General features: G+C 58.7%; 16 protein-coding genes. 11 read left to right on the top strand and 5 right to left on the bottom strand.

What is annotated here, in order from left to right:
• Positions 1-6 precede the first annotated feature (6 nt).
• Positions 7-1,425 carry a MiaB/RimO family radical SAM methylthiotransferase gene (locus M7Q83_RS01910; RefSeq protein WP_298334806.1) on the top strand — a complete coding sequence of 473 codons (1,419 nt, stop codon included), beginning with the start codon at positions 7-9 and terminating at the stop codon, positions 1,423-1,425.
• Positions 1,426-1,485: 60 nt separating this feature from the next.
• On the opposite strand, the gene M7Q83_RS01905 is transcribed toward M7Q83_RS01910, so the two are convergent.
• A complete protein-coding gene (locus M7Q83_RS01905; RefSeq protein ID WP_298334804.1) occupies positions 1,486-3,042 on the bottom strand; it encodes a methyl-accepting chemotaxis protein in 1,557 nt (518 codons plus the stop codon).
• 152 nt (positions 3,043-3,194) lie between these two features.
• Between M7Q83_RS01905 and M7Q83_RS01900 the strand changes: the two genes are divergently transcribed.
• Together M7Q83_RS01900 and M7Q83_RS01895 are read left to right on the top strand one after the other, a co-directional pair.
• Entirely contained in the window at positions 3,195-3,368 is a 174-nt protein-coding gene (locus M7Q83_RS01900; RefSeq protein WP_298334802.1) for a hypothetical protein, read from the top strand.
• 68 nt (positions 3,369-3,436) lie between these two features.
• Positions 3,437-3,718: a 4a-hydroxytetrahydrobiopterin dehydratase gene (locus M7Q83_RS01895; protein ID WP_298334800.1), complete on the top strand. Its 282-nt coding sequence runs from the start codon at positions 3,437-3,439 to the stop codon at positions 3,716-3,718.
• 191 nt (positions 3,719-3,909) lie between these two features.
• On the opposite strand, the gene menC is transcribed toward M7Q83_RS01895, so the two are convergent.
• Both menC and M7Q83_RS01885 read right to left on the bottom strand, forming a co-directional pair.
• Positions 3,910-5,022 carry an o-succinylbenzoate synthase gene (menC, locus tag M7Q83_RS01890; RefSeq protein WP_298334798.1) on the bottom strand — a complete coding sequence of 371 codons (1,113 nt, stop codon included), beginning with the start codon at positions 5,020-5,022 and terminating at the stop codon, positions 3,910-3,912.
• Positions 5,019-6,557, bottom strand: coding sequence for an aldehyde dehydrogenase family protein (locus tag M7Q83_RS01885; protein WP_298334796.1), 1,539 nt, complete (start codon positions 6,555-6,557; stop codon positions 5,019-5,021). The genes menC and M7Q83_RS01885 overlap by 4 nt, the downstream gene beginning before the upstream one ends.
• Before the next feature lie 179 nt (positions 6,558-6,736).
• Between M7Q83_RS01885 and miaA the strand changes: the two genes are divergently transcribed.
• From miaA to dapE, 5 genes are read left to right on the top strand one after another with little or no spacing between them, the layout of a single operon-like run.
• The gene (gene miaA / locus M7Q83_RS01880) at positions 6,737-8,857 is read left to right on the top strand and encodes a tRNA (adenosine(37)-N6)-dimethylallyltransferase MiaA (protein ID WP_298334794.1); all 2,121 of its coding nucleotides are present in this window, start codon (positions 6,737-6,739) and stop codon (positions 8,855-8,857) included.
• The gene (hflX, locus tag M7Q83_RS01875) at positions 8,854-10,176 is read left to right on the top strand and encodes a GTPase HflX (protein ID WP_298334792.1); all 1,323 of its coding nucleotides are present in this window, start codon (positions 8,854-8,856) and stop codon (positions 10,174-10,176) included. The genes miaA and hflX overlap by 4 nt, the downstream gene beginning before the upstream one ends.
• 55 nt (positions 10,177-10,231) lie before the next feature.
• The gene (locus M7Q83_RS01870) at positions 10,232-11,335 is read left to right on the top strand and encodes an aminotransferase class I/II-fold pyridoxal phosphate-dependent enzyme (protein ID WP_298334790.1); all 1,104 of its coding nucleotides are present in this window, start codon (positions 10,232-10,234) and stop codon (positions 11,333-11,335) included.
• A 20-nt stretch (positions 11,336-11,355) separates the two neighbouring features.
• Positions 11,356-12,180, top strand: a complete 825-nt coding sequence (locus M7Q83_RS01865; RefSeq protein WP_298334788.1) for a 2,3,4,5-tetrahydropyridine-2,6-dicarboxylate N-succinyltransferase — start codon at positions 11,356-11,358, stop codon at positions 12,178-12,180.
• Positions 12,177-13,229 carry a succinyl-diaminopimelate desuccinylase gene (dapE, locus tag M7Q83_RS01860; protein WP_298334786.1) on the top strand — a complete coding sequence of 351 codons (1,053 nt, stop codon included), beginning with the start codon at positions 12,177-12,179 and terminating at the stop codon, positions 13,227-13,229. The genes M7Q83_RS01865 and dapE overlap by 4 nt, the downstream gene beginning before the upstream one ends.
• A gap of 90 nt (positions 13,230-13,319) precedes the next feature.
• Here the strand turns inward: dapE and lexA are convergent, their stop codons facing one another.
• A complete protein-coding gene (gene lexA / locus M7Q83_RS01855; protein WP_298334784.1) occupies positions 13,320-13,934 on the bottom strand; it encodes a transcriptional repressor LexA in 615 nt (204 codons plus the stop codon).
• 124 nt (positions 13,935-14,058) lie between these two features.
• Here lexA and nrdR point away from each other — a divergent pair, with 124 nt between their 5' ends.
• Both nrdR and M7Q83_RS01845 read left to right on the top strand, forming a co-directional pair.
• Entirely contained in the window at positions 14,059-14,547 is a 489-nt protein-coding gene (gene nrdR / locus M7Q83_RS01850; protein WP_298334782.1) for a transcriptional regulator NrdR, read from the top strand.
• On the top strand, positions 14,544-14,987 hold the full coding sequence (locus M7Q83_RS01845) for an SRPBCC family protein (RefSeq protein WP_298334780.1): 444 nt from the start codon (positions 14,544-14,546) through the stop codon (positions 14,985-14,987). Before nrdR ends, M7Q83_RS01845 begins: the two co-directional genes overlap by 4 nt.
• 243 nt (positions 14,988-15,230) lie before the next feature.
• Here M7Q83_RS01845 and M7Q83_RS01840 read toward each other — a convergent pair whose 3' ends face one another.
• On the bottom strand, positions 15,231-16,016 hold the full coding sequence (locus M7Q83_RS01840; RefSeq protein ID WP_298334778.1) for an inositol monophosphatase family protein: 786 nt from the start codon (positions 16,014-16,016) through the stop codon (positions 15,231-15,233).
• 59 nt (positions 16,017-16,075) lie between these two features.
• Between M7Q83_RS01840 and M7Q83_RS01835 the strand changes: the two genes are divergently transcribed.
• A complete protein-coding gene (locus M7Q83_RS01835) occupies positions 16,076-17,089 on the top strand; it encodes a threonine aldolase family protein (protein WP_298335161.1) in 1,014 nt (337 codons plus the stop codon).
• Positions 17,090-17,101 lie beyond the last annotated feature (12 nt).

Raw genomic sequence — 17,101 nt, 5'->3', positions numbered from 1 at the left:
GGGTAGATGAAGAGCTTTTACGTCAAGACATTTGGATGCCAGATGAATGAGAATGATTCTGAGCGGATTGTGGCGTTGCTGCGCCGTCAGGGCATGACGCCAGCGACCTCAGAAGAGGTTGCTGATGTGGTGGTCTTTAACACCTGCACCATACGGGAGAACGCTGATAATAGGTTCTTTGGACAGGTCAATAAGTTGCGGGAGCGGCGTGCGGCCGATTCCGATCTGCGGATTGTGGTGGCAGGATGCTTGGCGCAGGGTGAACAAGAGGCGATCTTTGATCGGGCTCCCCATGTCGACGTCGTGGTTGGTACGCATGCGTTGGCTTCGATCGTGGAGTTGCTCGAACGCAGCGATCAAGAGCGCCGGGTGATCGACGTCAGGGAGATAACCCAAGGACCCGATCCGTTGGCTGATCTTGGTGCCGAGCCGACGGAGGGGCACAAAGCTTGGGTGACCATTCAAACCGGATGCGACAACAACTGCGCCTTCTGCATCGTTCCCCAGGTGCGAGGGGGTGAGGTCAGCCGTCCCTTCCAGGCAGTCGTGGATGAGGTGCGCAGCCTTGCATCGCAAGGGGTGACCGAGGTCACGCTACTGGGGCAGAATGTCAATTCCTATGGACGCGACCTTACTCGACGATTGCGCACCGAACAGGCTGGTGCAAATGATCGAGGTTACTTGGCTGGACACGTCTATGTCAGCGGCTCCATCGCAAGGATACGCCCCCTTTTTGCCGATCTCCTCCGAGCCGTCGGCGCGGTTGAGGGCATACGTCGGGTGCGATTCACCTCACCGCACCCCAAGGACATGCGTGAGGAGACGTTTCGGGCGATGGCGGATTCGCCAGCGGTGTGTGAGAGCCTACATTTCCCGTTACAGTCTGGCAGCGACCGTGTGCTTGCGGCGATGCATCGAGGGTACCGAGGTGCACGCTTTGCCGAAAAGCTTGCCCAAGCAAGGGAGATCATACCTGACCTTGCTGTGACCACGGATATCATTGTTGGTTTTCCTGGTGAGACTGATGAGGATTTCGAGGCTACGCTAGAGTTGGTAGCTCGGTGTGAGTTTGATTCCGCCTTCACGTTTATCTATTCGCCGCGTCCTGGCACCGAGGCCGGTGCCTGGACGGATCGTTTCGTCGACCCGGAGGTAATCGCTCAACGATTCGCGCAGCTCAAGCTCGTGACAGAACGCAGTGCCTCGGCTAAACATCGGGATCGTGTCGGTCGTATCGAGGAGATCCTCATCGACGGTCCTTCGAAACGGGATGCTTCGGTCGCCTCGGGGCGGACACGGCAAAACAAGTTGGTCCATTTGGCTGGGGTTGATGGCGAACGCAATCGGGGATGCTACGTGCAGGCCCGTATTGTCGATGCTGGTGCCCATTTCCTCCATGGTGAGATCCTTGAAGCGTACCGCTGAGTAGTGCGCCTTCCTCGGTGGTCACGTTCTTACGACGGGTCTAGGTTGGCGCAGGCGTGATCACCAAGGTGACAGGAGCTCGTCGAGTTCCCTGCGTTCCGATCTGGGTTTGTTGGGTGACGAGGGTCGTTCCGATCGTTGTACCTGCCTAGCCTCTTCGAACGTGCTCGCAAGGGGTGCATAGCCCAAGCGCAGTGCTCCCCAATGGAGTCCTGCTACGTAGATAGGCGCGGAGGCATCCTTCATTAAGAGGAAGTTGCCTCCTCCCATGTCTCTCCGGTAGGTTTGGAGGAGAAACTCGTCACGACTGCGCGCAGCGTGGATCCCTGTCGGGTCGGTGAAGAAGCGATGATTGCGGCAGTGGGCGGCGTTCCAAACGGGGTCCCCGGGCGTGGGAGGGAGTGAGTACTTGAGGTTATGGGTTGAGAGGTAACCGTTGCGATCGACGACAGCCGCAAAGACGACTGTTGGTGAGTAGTCGAGGAAGGCTTCAAGGAGATCTTGTACACTACGATCGACGAATGCAGTGAAACGAGTGAGGTGTTGTTGGGGATTGGTGCCCGGAACCTCCTCGTACTCCTCGTCAAAGAGTGTCTCGATGCTCACTTCACCTGCGGCAAGCGCACGCTCCATCCGTTCCTCGATGATGTGAGCACAGCGCACCACCTCCATCACCAAGGGGGTATCGCTTGTTGCCACTCCAACCTTTGCGCTGAGTTGAACGAGCGAGTTCGTCCTCTGCATCAGGTGTTCAAGGCTCGCCGTCGCGGCGTTGAGGTCGTTTTCGGAGTGCTCAACGCCATCGAAGAGCGAGAGTAGCGAGTTCGAAAAGAGGCCGACCTTCTCATTGATCGTCCTTGAGAAGGTCGCGATCGCCTCAACCCGATGATCGAGGACCTGACCCTCCTCTTGAGAGCGTTTGATGGATGTGGCGACGATGTCGATCGCATTGCGTGCACGTTCGGCCCCGCGGCGCGCACCCTTTGTCGTACCTCCCAACTCATTGACCGATTCGATCAGTGGATCAAGCGTGCTCGAGATCGACGCAGCTGCATCGATCGCTTGGTCCGCTAAGTCTCGTATCGCGTTGGCGATGACGGTGAAACCAGTCGCACCAGTGCCTGCGCGTGCGGCCTCGATGTGAGCATTGAGGGCTAACACGTGGGTTTGCTGAGCGATGGAGTCGAGGTGGTGGGCGATACGGCCGACATCTTCCATCTCCTGCTGGAGCGTCTCAAGTTGGGTACTAGTACTGGCTACCCATTGGATCATGTAGTTGACCTCTGAGAGCGACGCTGCCATCTCGTTGCTCGATTGTTCAAGCTCGAGGTTCATTTTCTGGGTAGCATCGGCAGCGGCCTCGGCATCATCAGCAAGCGAACGGTTGCCATCACGCAGATCGCGGGCGGCCAAGGTCAGTTCTTTGAACAAGTCGACCTGGGTGGTGATGTTGGTGGCGATTGACTCCACCTTGGTGGCTGCCTCGACGACGAGGAGACCGGTTTCTCCGATCTCGTCGGCCATCTGCTCGATCGTGGCTGCCTGCGCCGTCGTGATCTCTTTGACCTCGGGCGAGGCGGGGCGCGAAGAGGAATGCCTGTGTCTACTACGAACCATCCGTCTCCTCCTCAAACCAGCTCTCGTTAGCTGGTTTCGTCACGACCAGGGCATCGCTTAAGGTTTTGTCGTCTGGACCGGCACCGTTGGTCGCTAGCGAGTACCCTTAGTTGTTTGTCTGGCTTGCGCCTGCTTGTCGCATTAGCGTGGCCATGAATCCCGTTGGCGCTATTGAGGCGAGAAGGGTGGCCCAGCATCGGACACGCAATGTCGTCTACGCAGTCCTCTGGCGGTACTTGATCGTTGCGATCGTGACACTTTCCTCCAGCAACTGCACGAGCCCACGCGATGCGCGATGGGGGCGTGATCTTGCAGGAGTGATCTAAGGAGTAGGCACTTGGGTGCCGCGGTGCGTACCTTCCTGTGCTTCGTGAGATCGACTAGCCTCGGTAACGTGGAGCACATTCCTAGAGGGTGGAGCGTTGAAGGGGCGAAGCTTGTTCGTCGCATTGAACTTGATGACTACTGGAAAGTCGTCGTCGCGAGCTTGGCGGTCTCGTTGTTGGCGATCTGGCGTGATCATCATCCGACGCTCATCGTGGAGTTTCGAAGTCTTGTGGTCGAACTCTTCAGTCACGATGTCGGTGCGGTCACCGACCGCGACCTTGAGCTGGCGCGTTTGATCAACGGAGTGATTCCGCCGCTCCTAATGGACCAGGACGGGCAAGTCGGCTAACGAGCCCGTGGGGCCACTGTGGACTGCTCGATTCTGATCCTGCCCATTCTGATCCTGCCCATTCTGATCCTGCCCATTCTGATCCTGCCAGTGCAGCCTACGCTCCAAGGCGGGCAAGTCCGTGGTGTGGAGGTCGTGTGAATACGTCCGAGACGAATACGTATGCCAGTGCCGCGAGATCTTGCGCCCGCCTAGTTGACGCGTAGCTCTAAGAAGGGTGCATCCAGGAGCCAGGTGGGATCTGGTGTCCTTCCAAGACCTATCCCCCTGGGACACTCGATGCTCCCGTCGTCGGAGAGAACAAAGGGCTTGGTGATGTCACGCACAAAATAGTGATCGCTGGCGGCGAGGTCGCCAACACGGTCGAAGGCAGGGTGTGACGCGAGGGCGAGATTGTGGGCCCGACCGATGCCGGTCTCGAGCATGCCACCGATTCTGAGGTGCAATCCCTCGTGTTGACAGCGGTCGATGATCTTGAGTGACTCCACGTATCCACCGACGCGGCTCGGTTTGAGATTGATCGTAGGCGCCATCCCAAGTCGTAGTGCGGTGATGATGTCGTCGACACCGCTGATCGTTTCATCAAGTCCGATCGGGGTGGTCAGTCGCTTGGCGAGCTCCGCATGACCGACAAAATCCCGCTCCGAGAGCGGTTGCTCGATGAGCGCGACCCCGGTGGTGTCGATGCGGTCGAGTTGGGTTTCACCCGTGCCCGCATAGCTCCCGTTGGCATCGAGAACTAACTGCTCCATGCGGAAGGAGGTCGTCGCCAGTTCGAGGATGGCCGAATCGGCATTGGGTGCGACTTTGGCTTTGAAGAAGCGGTACCCTTGTTGCCGGAGATCGGTGAGTTCTCCAACGAGAGCCTCGATGTCGGTGCTGAGCGATAGTGTGACGCCGGCGGGTACGCGAGTGCCGTCGGTCGGAATGCCGAGGAGTTCGGAGAGGCTCATACCCTCATACCGTGCCCAGAGATCGAAGAAGGCCATCTCGACACTTGCCCGAGCCATCTGATTGCCTTTGACCGATGTCATCCTGGCGGCGATCTCAAAGGGTGAGGAGAACTTGCTAGCCAGAAGGGGAACCAAGTGGTGTTCGATGATCTCAAGGCAGGTGGTGACCGTCTCTGGCCAGTAGCTTGGATCATTTTGCGCACTGATCTCAGACCAGCCACTCATGCCTTCATCGGAGAGCAGTTCAAGCAGGTAGGTACGCTTCGCTTGTTGGATGCCCTCGGCTGACCTGAAGGGAGCCACCAGGTCGAGAGTAACTGGGTAGAGGCGGAGGCGTGCCAGCCGGATCACGTTAGGTCAGGATACCGTTGATACTCCGGGAAGTTGCCATAGAGGCGGGACTCAGGTGGCCCCTCGGTGACAGCCTGCACCAGATACTCACCTCCGACAAAGGCACCCTTCCACGAGGCTCCCCGTCCTCCAAAGGGCTCCTCTTTATCCCCTCGAGACTTGGGTTGATTGATGCCCACCTTGAAGGCATTGACCTCCGCGGCGAGAGTTCCCGCCAGTTCGAGGTCGTCACTGGCAATCGATGAGACGAGGGCGCCGTTGGATACGTTCATCTTGGCGAGGAGTTCAGCGGTCGTGTCGACGATGACCAAGGTATCAACTGGTCCAAATGGCTCGGCATGGTAAAGAGGTGATGAGCGTGGAGGATCAAGAATAGCGACGGGAGCCACGTAGGCGCTCAAGTCTTGGCCTTCGATGAAGCGCCCTGGATCAAGCTTGCCACGATAGATGGGCACGCCTCCACGATCGATCGCATCATCGATGTTAGCCCGTAGGTCGGCCGCCTTGGCGGCGTTGATCACGGGCCCAAAGTCCACATCGGGAATCGGGTCGTTGGGATCGGCGACCGCGAGTGGGTGGCCGACGGTAAGTGAGGAGACGACGGGGATATACATCGCGAGGAAGTCGTCAAAGAGCTGTCGCTGGATGACGTAGCGAGGATAGGCGGTGCATCGTTGCTTGGCGTACTCAAAGCCCTTTTTGATCATTGGGGCGAGTACATCCCACTGGGAGAAGTTCCAGATTCCCCAGGCGTTGAGTCCTTCCTGCTCAAGCATGTGGCGCTTGTCGGTCCGAACCAGGTCAGAGGCGATCTTGCCACCAGTATCTCGCCCACCGACGAAGGCGAGTGCGCCGATCTCGGGTGAGCGTACCAGCACAGAAGAGAGCTTACCGCCTAGGCCACTGACGAGAGTAACAGGCAGACCCTCCTCGATGGCGAAGGACATGGCAAGCGTGAGTGCTACGACGCCGCCATCGGTTGGTGCCTTTGCGATGACGGCATTGCCCGAGAGCATCTGGACATAGAGGGCGTGTGCGAGTACTGACAAAGGGTAGTTCCATGAGGCAATGTTGGAGACTGGGCCAGGTAGCGGGCCACGTCCGTCAAGCATGCGGTCGATCTCAGCGAGATACCACTCGACGCCTGAGGTAGTCCGATCGACCGAGACCAGTGCTTGACGATAGGGTTTTCCGATCTCCCAGGTGAGGAGGAGTGCGAGGAGCTCGCGATGTTGGACGATCTTGGCGATGGCGCGTTCTGTCCGGGCCTTGCGCTCGGCTAGTGGAACCTTGATCCACTGGAAGTGCTCGGCGACGCAGCTATCGAGAGCGGCGGCCGCCTGATGGGTCTCGAGGAGAAGGGGGCCGTGAATGCGTGTCTGGTCGATGGGGGTGGTGGCAGGGTGAACCTCACCTTCCTCCCTCCATTGACCACCCCAATAGTTTGCTACCCCTGATTTCGTAAAGGCCTGTGGGGCGATCGCAGCTGCCTGCGCGTAGAGTTCTTCCCAACTTGTTCCGGGCTTGAGTTGCATAGATTCCTTCCAGGGCCAGCGATCTCAATAGTCTCTCCCCTTGGTGTCAATGCACCTTGGTATCAACACACCTTGGTATCAATGCACCATTGCAGCGGATGGGATGCACGGATTGAGCTACGGGATCGGGTCTTCGTCGTTGCCTCCATCCTAGTGGCTAGGCTGGACGGGGTAGGTGCATGATCGATTGGGCTGGTGAGGGAGGACGAACGCGAAAGTTAACGGGTGTGGCGGTCGTAGGGCCGACGGCGTCGGGCAAGACCGAGTTTGCCCATACGCTTGCCCATAGACGGCGTGATCTTGTGCCGATCGCTGTGGATGCGCTGACGGTCTATGAGGCTCTACCCATCACCACGGCGATGCCGGAACCGACGGCCATCGCGGAACTCGGCTATCGATGTGTAGCGCATGTGCCTGTTGATAAGGAGTACTCGCTCGGTCAGTTCCTTCAGGACCTTGATCGTGAACTGTGTCGACTCAGCGAAGCGGGCCAACGACCCCTGTTTGTGGGAGGAACGGCACTCTGGATCCGCGCGGTAGTGAATGGTTTCACCCCGCCCAAAGGGGCCCCTGGCCTGCGGGGTTGGTTGGAGACTCGTCTACGTGACGACGCTGACGACCAATCTGCCTATCATCTTCTCGCCCAACTCGACCCACGAGCTGGGGAGTTGGTCGACCCCCGTAATCGTCGGCGTCTCCTGCGAGCGCTCGAGGTAGCGCTCGCCAGCGGCGGAGCTGAGTCGGTAGCTGGTGACCGGTTGGGTGTCGACGGTCCTCAACGCTACCCACAGATTGGACTCGCGCTTGAACCAGAGGTGCTTGCCTGCCGAATCTCGCTGCGCATCGAGCAACAGATCGCCCGTGGATGGGTTGATGAGATAGCACGGGTGCTCGCCATGGACCCATCACGAACAGCGCGTGTCGCGATCGGTGTCACCGAGCTCGGCGACTACCTCGCAGGCAAGTCCTCCCTTGATGAGGCGATTGAGCTCATCGCGCGACGAACCCGCCGCCTTGTCAAGCGTCAGTTGAGTTGGCTCCGACGAGATCCTCGGATCGTGTGGGTCTCTAGCATCGACGAAGGATTAGACCAGGCTGATCGGCTTCTCGACCAGATAGTGAGCGGACATTGGAACCCAGACGCAATCGATGGCACTCGAAGGGTTGCTGGGCTGTTCGAAGAGGGCCCAGTCGAAGAGGGTCCTGCAGAAGAGGGATTGGCCGAAGAGAGTCGGATCGAGAATGGTTTGGGGGAGATCGATCCAGCTTGTGCCGCCCCAACGGCAGGAGAGCCATACGGTGGCCGCAATGTGCAGCGAGTGGAGCCGGCGCGCGCTCAGGATAACAGCATTGGGGAGGGGGAAACACTCCGAGGGGTGTTCCGGCCACAGATTGTAGAGAGGAGAGATGGCGAGTTGCAAGTAGTGAAATATACAGGAGCAGGTAATGACTTTCTGATTGGGGAGATGCCGAGTCAGCTCCCTGATAGCGTCATGATCTCGGCGTTGCTCGATCGAAGCCATGGGGTGGGTGCCGACGGACTGATCCTCGTTGAGGTAGCTAAAGGGGCTCAGCCAAGGATGCACCTCTATAACCAAGATGGATCGCGCGCTGAGATGAGTGGGAATGGCCTGCGCTGTCTCGGTCATTACCTTGTGGAACGACATGGATTGGGACCCGCACTCTCGATCATGACCGACGCAGGGCTTCGCCACTATCGTCTTGTCGAGCAGGGTAACTGGGCATGGCTTGGCGAGACGACCATGGGTGTGGTGGAGATGACTATCGAGCCTGACGGGAGCTTTCTTGTCGATGTTGGGAACCCTCATCGGGTGATCGTGATGGGTGGACTCGCCGAGCTCGAGGGCCTCGATATCGCCGCCGAAGGCGCCAAGTATCAGGGGCTTGCGCTTGCGACCGATGGTATCAACGTGGAGTGGATTGTGCGCAGTGAGGACGGCTGCGTGATGAGGGTTTTTGAGCGTGGTGTCGGACCGACGATGGCGTGTGGAACTGGTTCGGTGGCGGCCGCCTGGGTGGCTCGCCATCTTGGATGGATTCGAGAGCGGGCGGTCGTTGAGAACCCGGGAGGTGAGCTTGCCGTCCACTTTGGGTCGTCATCGACGAACGCACTCGCCACCGATAACGGCGACGAGCATGGTGCGCCGGCACGATTGCGCGCAGCTGCCGATCTCGACGAGCCAGCCGGTGCCGGTCAGGCCGACCCGGAGGTGTGGCTGCGGGGCCCGTCACTGCTGATCGCTGATATTACCCCGGCTCGGTGGTTGTTCTCCTCATGACTCTCATTGAACGGAGCTTTCAGGAACGCATACTACTTGTCGGGGTGGCGGCGAGTGGCCGAGAGCGGCAGATGGTCAACGACCAGCTCGACGAGCTCGCCAGTCTGGTCGACACCGCCGGAGCACTGGTGGTGCATCGAGAGATACAGGTTCGCGAACGGCCCGATCCGGCAACCTATATCGGCAAAGGTAAGGTTGACGAGTTAGCAGCGCTTTCCGAGAGCTTCGATGTCGATACGGTGGTCTTTGATGATGAGCTGACCCCTGGACAGCAGCGCAACCTTGAGAAGGTTTTAGGCCGGACAGCCATCGACCGTACCGCCGTGATTCTCGATGTTTTCGCTCAAAATGCGAGGAGTCAAGAGGGTAAGGCGCAGGTCGAGCTGGCGTTATTGCGCTACCGATTACCTCGGTTGGTAGGTCGACGAACGAACCTCTCTCAGCAGGTGGGGCGTATTGGCACACGGGGTCCTGGTGAGACAAAGCTCGAGGAAGATCGTCGACGTATCCAGGAGCGCATCGGTCAGCTGCGTCGTGAGTTAGCGGCACTTGAACGACAGCGGCGGCTGCAACGCAAGTCGCGGCTCTACGGTCGTAACTTACAGGTGGCGTTGGTTGGCTACACCAACGTGGGCAAGTCATCCCTACTCAACGCGCTCACCGGTGCCGATGTCGTGGTCGAAGATCGTCTTTTTGCGACGCTCGACCCTCGGACCAGACGTTTGAAGCTTCCAGGGGGAGAGACGATCCTCCTCGCCGATACCGTTGGATTCATTCGCAAGCTCCCGCACCAGTTAATCGAAGCCTTCCGATCAACCCTCGATGCGGTGGCAGAGGCTGACCTTCTGATCCATGTCGTTGATGCATCAAGTGCGCACGCACTGGACCAGATGCGTGAGGTGCGGGCGACCTTGGCCGAGATCGGAGCTAACCAGGTACCCGAACTGGTGGTGTTGAACAAGATCGACCTCGGGTATGCCACGAGCGATCTGCCAGCTGGATTTCCCATCTCGGTCGCGTCTGGAGAGGGCATTGCCGAACTGCTCGGGGTGATTGGAGACCGTCTGCGGGCGCTGAACCGGGTCGAGATCTTTCGCGTCCCCTTTGATCGGGGTGACATTCTTGCAGAGATCCATCGAGAGGCTGAGGTGCTTTCGGAGGAGAGTCTCGATGGCTATGTCGAGCTGAAGGTGCGAGCTGATGATGCAGCACGTGCACTCCTGCACCGTCATATTGATGGTGCCGATGGTGGTGCCAGTGATGGTGCCATTGACGGCCTTCGGAAAGAGGCTGCCAACGATTCGGACGGCCAATGGTGAGATTCAATGAGGTCTTGGAGAGACATTTGTGTGTGGTGACGGTTAAGGTGGGGCCGTGAAGGAGTTTGCAACAACTGGGAGTCCGACAGTCGCGATGCTACGCGAGATCGCCTACGAGAGTGGGCTTGAGGTGGTCGACGCTGCCGTTGGTTCACCCGTCGATCCTCCGCCGGCGGTCGTTCCGCGACTGCTCGCTTCTTCAGGAACCGAGCGACACTATCCGCGATCTGATGGGTCGACTGCATTCAAAGAGGCGGTCTTGGGCTGGCTGACCAGTGAAGTCGGCGTGGATCTCGACGCCCATCAAGTGGGCGCTACGATCGGATCGAAGGAATTTATCTCCTCCTTGCCGCTGCTCCTCGCCAGGGGGCGCCCAGATCGTGACGTCGTACTGATCCCACCGATCGCCTATCCGAGTTATGCGGTGGGTGCCAAGTGGGCGGGACTCGAGGCCTACCGTGTGCCGGCGAAGACGGACGGAACGCTGGATCTCGATGCGATTCCGGAGGAGGTCGCAAGACGGGCATTGCTGCTCTGGGTCAATTCGCCAAACAATCCGACCGGGATGATCGAGAGTCTTGCCCCGGTGGCGCGCTTTGGAGAGCGACATGGTGTGATCATCGCCTCCGACGAGTGTTATCACGATTTCGGTTGGACTCGCGAACCTGAGTCGTTGCTCGGATTCGGCTCTTCGGGACACCTCGCGCTCTATTCGTTGTCAAAGCGTTCAAATCTTGCTGGGCTTCGCATCGGTATGTACGCTGGTGATGGCGATCTCGTCCAGGAGATCGCCTTTGCGAGACGCGAACTTGGATTCATGCCTCCAGGTCCGGTACAGGCGGTCGCGGCTGGAGTCCTGGGTGATCGAGAGCATGTCGTGGAGCAGCGTCGTCGGTACGCAGAACGGCTTCGTTTGCTCTCTGGCTGGCTGGAAAACCTGCTTGGTGTTCCGGTGCGGCTTCCCGAAGGCGGGATCTATCTTTGGGTACGCGCGCCTGAGGAGTTCAATCAAGATGGAGCAACACTCGGTGTGATGCTGGCCAGAAAGTTTGGATTGGTCACGGCGCCGGGTGCCGACTATGGTGATGCTCGTTTTCTACGCGTCTCCATGACGATATCTACCAAACAGATGGAGACATTAGCGTCGCGGCTCGGGTGACCCGGGTAGGTTAGACCGGTATGGTTGTTTCTGCTGAGATCGAGACGCTCTATGAGCGGCGTAACTCTCTGTCACCCGATGACGTGCATGCCAGGCGACAGGTGTTTGAAGTACTTACCGAACTCGACCAAGGCAGGTTACGTGTTGCAGAGTTCGACGAGTCCACTGGGACGGTCATCGTTCACGAGTGGCTGAAGAAGGCGATCCTGCTCTCCTTCCGCCTGCGTGGACTATCGACGCATACGGTTGGCCCTTTTGAGTTTGTGGATCGACTGCCGCTGAAGCGCGATTACGCCAAAGCAGGTGTGCGTGTCGTCCCCGGGGCTTCGGCGCGCTTTGGATCCTACCTCGGCCCAGGGGTCACCCTCATGCCGAGCTATGTCAATATCGGTGCTTGGGTTGGAGCTGAGACGATGGTAGACACATGGGCTACTGTCGGCTCCTGTGCCCAGATTGGCGAACGTGTCCACTTATCAGGGGGGGTCGGCATCGGTGGCGTGCTTGAACCCCCTCAAGCGATACCGGTCATTGTCGGTGATGATGCCTTTGTGGGCTCTCGTGCCATGGTGGTGGAGGGTGCGCGCGTGGGGGAGGGTGCCGTGATTGGCGCTGGGACAATCGTAACTCCTACGATCCCGATTTTTGATCTCGCCACCGGCCAGGAGCTTGAACGGGGAGTGATTCCCCCGTGGTCGGTTGCGGTGACAGGGACGAGACTGCGTGAGAGTGCGGGAGCGACCTTCGGCATGAGCTGCATTCTGATCATTTCTCGGCTTGACCCCGGGCGGCGTCACGAGAAGACAGAACTCAACGCGATTCTGCGAGATCACGGTGCGGGTCTGTGAGTGACCTCCTGATCACGTACGCTCGAGACCTGCTGGCAATCCCCTCGGTCTCGGGGGAGGAGAAGGCGATCGCCGATTACGTGGCGGCGCAGCTGAGTAGTAAGGCAAACTGGCGACTGGATCGGGTCGGTGACACGATCATCGCTCATCGCGATGGGAGGGTCGGGGCGAGGATCCTTCTCTGTGGACATCTCGACACTGTCCCTGGCGATCCGCGGATTGATGAGGACGACGAGGCGTTCTACGGCCTGGGTTCCTGTGATATGAAGGGTGGTTTGGCGGTGATGCTAGCCCTTGCTGATCAGGAGTATGCCGGCGCGCTGACGCTGGTGTTTTACCCCTGCGAGGAGGTGGCCTTCGACCAGAACGGTCTGCACTCCCTCGGTCCCTCCTGGGAGGCGATGGTGGCTGATCACGATCTTGCCGTCTTGCTGGAGCCCACCGATGGAGTCGTGGAACTTGGATGCCAAGGCACTCTGAGAATGCGTTTTGAGCTGATGGGTGCGCGTGCACACACCTCTCGACCGTGGATGGGTCAGAACGCGATTGACCGTCTGGGAGTGGTTCTGGACCGGGCACAGGAGTTTGAACGACGGAGTCCTGTCCTTGCCGGAGTGAGCTTCCAAGAGTCATTATCACCAGTACGTGTGGAGAGTTTCGTCGCCAACAACGTGGTGCCCGATGAGGCAAAAGTATGGTTCAACTACCGTTTTGCGCCGGATCTCACCACTGCCGAGGCCCAGGCACGACTCCTCGCGTGGTTCAAGCCGGTGCTCGGTGAGAACGATATCGTTATCCTTGAGGATGGCGCGGACGGAGCCAGGCCCGTATCTAGTGGCTTTGAGGGGCTGATCGATGCTGCTGGCCAGCCCAAAGCGAAACTTGGTTGGACAGATGTGAGTTTTCTCGCATCCCTCGGCCTTCCTTCGGTGAACTATGGACCAGGGGAACCGCTCCTGGCGCACAGTGGACATGAACGATTGGCCAAGTCAGCGTTAGCGTCGACGTTGGAGACGCTAACTGGATGGATCTTGAGCCAAGCAGGCTAAACCAATCAGGCCCGGCTGATCAGGGAGAGCCGACGTAGCGTGCAGCGGTATGGTCTTGGTGCCGGTGTCGCTGATGATCTGCCCCTGGGATTAGAGGGTACGCCAGATGGCGATCACCTTTCCTTGGACTCGCCCTCGGTTGGTGATCTCCGTTGGGATCTGTAGGTTTGGGTCCCGCCGATTGCGAGCCTCTAGCAACACGCGATTGCCCACCTTGCGCAACACCTTGATCGTCCCGAATTGATCATCGATTGTCGCGATCACGATCTCACCGTCGTGGGCGTCGGCTTGCTGGTGTACGATCGCGTAATCACCGTCAAAGATCCCGATGTCGACCATGGAATCACCGCGGACCCGTAGGGCAAAGTGATCACCGCTCCCGATCATCGATGCTGGGACCGCAAGCGTCTCGGTGGTCGTTGCCTCGGCTACTACCGAGTAACCCGCGCCGACATCAGCCAGGAGCGGTAGCTCGATGGCTCGAGGCGGTTCGTTGGCAAGCGAGATCGCCCGCGAGCGGGTAGGGTCGCGATGAATCAGACCATCGGATTCAAGTCGCCGGAGATGATGCTGTACGGAGGCAGGGGATGAGAGTCCAACATGAACGCCGATCTCTCGAATCGAGGGTGGGTAGCCACGCTGGTCGAGGGTTTCTTTCAGGAAATTTACGATTTCGGTTCTCACATCGTTGTTGGTTCTTGGCACGGCGAGACCCCTTTCGTTGTCACTAGTATAGCAGAGGTTCTCGTACATATGTTTACCACCAGCCGTACTATCACGTTGGCGGTTATGCTAGGCATCGTAGCCCCAGTAAAGGAAACCGAATTAGGTGCGATGCCCCTATTGCAATGCAGATGACACGCGAGTCATTGAGTCTCGTGTGGTGGAAGATGGTGAGGCGATTCGTCGTCGCCGTGAATGTGGTAGCTGTGCACGACGATTCACGACCTTTGAACGTTATGCCGGCGCGAAGACCATGGTGGTCAAACGTACTGGCGAACACGAGGAGTTCGATCGCGAGAAGATTGTTCGCGGCATGCTAGCCGCATTGAAGAATCGACCGGTGGCCCCTGCGGAGGTCGATCGGATCGTCGTCGACCTCGAGGAACAACTTCGATCCCTCGCCGAGGTCACCTCCACGGAGATTGGTCTGCGGATACTAGAGCAACTGCGTACGTTAGACGAGGTCGGCTACCTCCGCTTTGCTAGCGTGTACAAGAACTTCGATGGGGTCGATGATTTTCGGCGCGAGGTTTTGGAAATTGATGATCGGAGTTTTACGTTGCGAAAGAAAGAGGATGAAGGAGGACGCGAGTGAATCGAGTCAAAAGTACGGAAATAACGATTCACGCTCCGGCAGAGGAGATTTTTGACTATCTCGCTCGACCAGCGAATCATGTCTCGGTCGATGGGTCAGATACGGTCCGCCAAGCCCTCGTTGGGCCGGAGCGACTCTATCCCGGCGCGAAGTTTCGTATGAAGATGCATATGTTTGTGCCCTACACCATCACCAATACGGTCGTGACCTTTGCAGAGAATTCGGAGATCGCTTGGCGCCATTCGGGGCGACATATTTGGCGGTATCAGCTACGGGAGCTTGGTGATGGTTCTACAAAGGTGACAGAGTCCTTTGAGTGGGATAAGGCTCCTTTGCGCTTGGTCTATGAACTTACCGGCGTCCCTAGCCGCAACCTCACCGCCATGGTCAATACGTTGGCCAACCTGAAGAAGCACTTTGAGGTCGATGTCCAAAAGTGATCTGAGGGGCCTTCTGGGTGCTCACGCGTTGGGTTGGCCCCGGAGCGCTTACTTCTCGCTGTTACCTACCGGCATGCTGTAACCCTGCGTTCCAGTGGGGTTGGTTGCTTTGGTGACGCGGAGCTGAGGTGGTGATGTCGGCAACAAAGGATCAGTTGGATCCCAATTTGCGCAGGGGGCTGTGAGCGAATAGCTCGCGCGTCCGTTTTAGTCCCTCGAGGCCAGGCCGTTGACCCGTTAGCCTCAGCGTGCTAGCCCTTGGTAGAGCGTGACGATGCGATCGGCGAGAGCGTCAAAAAGACCCGATCCTGCGGCAACGGTAAGCCCATCATCGCCAATCCCCGGCAGATCGGTTGCGAATCTGGCTCCTGCCTCGGTGGCGACGAGCGACGCAGCTGCATAGTCCCAAACCTTTAGCCCTGTCTCGAAGTACCCATCGACTCTACCTGCACCTGTCCAGCAGATGTCGATGGCTGCAGCTCCAAAGCGCCGAATGTCGCGTATCTCGTCGATGACATCGTGTAGGATCTGCGCCTGGAGTTTGCGAGTTGCGGCGCTGTAGCCAAAGCCAGTGCCACAAAGCGCCTTGGCTAATTCGGTCTCTTGACTCGCCTGCAGGGGTATGCCGTTGCAGGTGGCTCCCTGGCCCCGGACGGCTTGAAAGAGTTCGTTGTGACCGACATCAAAGACGAGTCCGACCTCAACCTGGCCATTGACCTCCGCCGCGATGGAGATTGCATAGGAGGGGATCGAGTAGCTGTAGTTGACGGTTCCATCGATCGGGTCGACAATCCAACGGGTGGTGCCAGCCGCATGATCGGTGGTGCCGTACTCCTCGCCGATAAAGGTATCGTTGGGACGTTGCTCGGCGATGGTGTCACGGATGGCTCGTTCGAGGGCTCGATCGGCCGCGGTGACGGGATCGGTGTTAGAGGATTTGGTATCAATGACCTGACGGGATTGCTGTGGCAGGGATGCGCGAGCCTTGGCAAGGGCATCGAGGGCAGTGGGCAAGAGTTCGTGGTTCACCCCTCCAAGTTAGTGTGTAGGTCACCTTGGTAGGGACCGGAGGCCCTAAAGTGAGAGAGATGGAAGTGATCGACCTCCGCTCTGATACCGTTACCAAGCCTTCGACGGCGATGCGAGCGTTCATGATGGAGGCTGAGGTGGGTGATGACGGCTATGGGGAGGATCCAAGCGTTGCCGCACTGGAGCGTCGGGTCGCTGAACTGACTGGCTTTGAAGCTGGCCTCTTTGTCGCCTCCGGCACCATGGGCAACCAGGTCGCGCTGCGCACGCTGGTCCAACCGGGTGATCCCGTCATCGTAGCAGCTCGTGCGCACCTCTTGCAGTTTGAGGCGGGGGCCTCAGCCAAGAATGCGAGTATTCAGTTGCTCACGGTGGACGATGGAATGGGGTATCCTGACCCATCACAGGTCGCTGATCTTGTACGCCAGTATCGTCGTCTACAGAATCCGATCCGTCTCATTGCCATCGAGAACACCCATATGCCAAGTGGTGGAACGCCGATCGATGGGGATGCACTAACGATGCTCTTTGCAGCCGCTGACGGCACCCCGGTGTACATCGATGGCGCACGTCTGTGGAATGCAGCGGTTGCTCTCGATGTCACACCAGCGCTTCTCTGTCAGGGATCCGTTGCGGTGAGTACCTGCCTGTCAAAGGGGTTGGCAGCTCCGATGGGCTCGGTTCTGTCCGGTTCGGCTGCGCTCATCAGCCGTGCTCGAGTGGAGCGTGCGCGACTCGGCGGACGCCTTCGTCAAGCGGGTATCATGGCGGCCGGCGGCCTCTACGCGCTCGACCACCACATGACCCGCCTCGAGGAGGACCACCGACGCGCCCAGCGTCTAGCCTCGCTGATCAGCACTCAATTGCCAGCCACGACTGCCGATGTTCAATCCGTGCCCACCAATATCGTACTTGTGAAGGTCAAGGATCCGACCCAGAGCCAACAGCGCCTGGCCGGCCAAGGCGTCCTCTGTAACGTTCTACCCGCTGGTGACCTACGCCTTGTCACCCATCGCGATCTCGATGATCGTGCGATTGAGCTCGCCGCCAGTCGCATCGTTGCGAGTCTGTAGCTGCTAGATCCG

This window comes from Ferrimicrobium sp. (assembly GCF_027364955.1).
GTDB lineage: Bacteria > Actinomycetota > Acidimicrobiia > Acidimicrobiales > Acidimicrobiaceae > Ferrimicrobium.
The sequence above is the reverse complement of the archived record's forward strand: the minus strand, read 5'-3'. Positions and strand labels throughout refer to the sequence as shown.

Coding starts and splice junctions, on each gene's coding strand:
- M7Q83_RS01910 (WP_298334806.1), top strand. CDS start 7: ATGAAGAGCTTTTACGTCAAGACATTTGGATGCCAGATGAATGAGAAT.
- M7Q83_RS01905 (WP_298334804.1), bottom strand. CDS start 3,042: ATGGTTCGTAGTAGACACAGGCATTCCTCTTCGCGCCCCGCCTCGCCC.
- M7Q83_RS01900 (WP_298334802.1), top strand. CDS start 3,195: ATGAATCCCGTTGGCGCTATTGAGGCGAGAAGGGTGGCCCAGCATCGG.
- M7Q83_RS01885 (WP_298334796.1), bottom strand. CDS start 6,557: ATGCAACTCAAGCCCGGAACAAGTTGGGAAGAACTCTACGCGCAGGCA.
- miaA (WP_298334794.1), top strand. CDS start 6,737: ATGATCGATTGGGCTGGTGAGGGAGGACGAACGCGAAAGTTAACGGGT.
- hflX (WP_298334792.1), top strand. CDS start 8,854: ATGACTCTCATTGAACGGAGCTTTCAGGAACGCATACTACTTGTCGGG.
- M7Q83_RS01865 (WP_298334788.1), top strand. CDS start 11,356: ATGGTTGTTTCTGCTGAGATCGAGACGCTCTATGAGCGGCGTAACTCT.
- M7Q83_RS01835 (WP_298335161.1), top strand. CDS start 16,076: ATGGAAGTGATCGACCTCCGCTCTGATACCGTTACCAAGCCTTCGACG.